At 46.1% G+C, this 634-nt stretch carries 1 protein-coding gene; it reads left to right on the forward strand.

What is annotated here, in order from left to right; all coding sequences use genetic code 11:
- The coding region (locus tag D0T87_RS23505) for a hypothetical protein (protein WP_163178583.1) at positions 1-375 on the forward strand (375 nt) is incomplete at its 5' end.
- Between the last annotated feature and the right edge of the window lie 259 nt (positions 376-634).

A 634-nucleotide genomic window follows, 5' to 3' on the forward strand; every position in this document is an offset into this window, starting at 1 on the left:
GTAGCCGGGAAGCATCTGCTCTATGCCAAAGAAATGATGATGTTACCGGCAGGAAGCGAGATCAGTTGCAGTGCATTTGATAAATCTAAATTTGTCATACTGGATTGTACCGTACTTCGCGCCAAAGGAAATGTTTCCTATATGGAAGAATTAAAAGAGGTTGCGCTTGTATATGAGCCGGAAAAGATGGTCTTTCCTATTTGTATTAAATTGGAGAAGGTGTTAAATGGCTTTTTTGGCTATGCAATGGATGGGAGCTGTTATATTGATGCTTATGATGCTGTTTTTATTTTTCTACGGTCGTTGTATACGCCACAGGAACTGGGGGCTTTATTTGCTCCGATGACACGTGTAGAGTTGAAAATTGAAAGTTGAAAGTTAAAGGTAAAATACAGTATTTATGAACTCTCTCTCCGCTGGTGCGGGAGTATAGGCGGATGTTATAATGTTAGTTATGTAGTTTTTTGATTGCTCCCACCACCTCCCCCCTACGGGGTACTCCTCCTCGGGCAGGAGGAGAGCCGGCGAGGCGCCGGAGCCAGATTCACGATGCCGCATGAGCTATTTGTCATGGCTGCGCAGCCAAACTCCCATCCTAGAGGAGGAGTACCCCGTAGGGGGGAGGTGGTGGGAG

This window comes from Bacteroides sp. 51, assembly GCF_010500965.1.
Classification (GTDB): Bacteria; Bacteroidota; Bacteroidia; order Bacteroidales; family Bacteroidaceae; genus Bacteroides.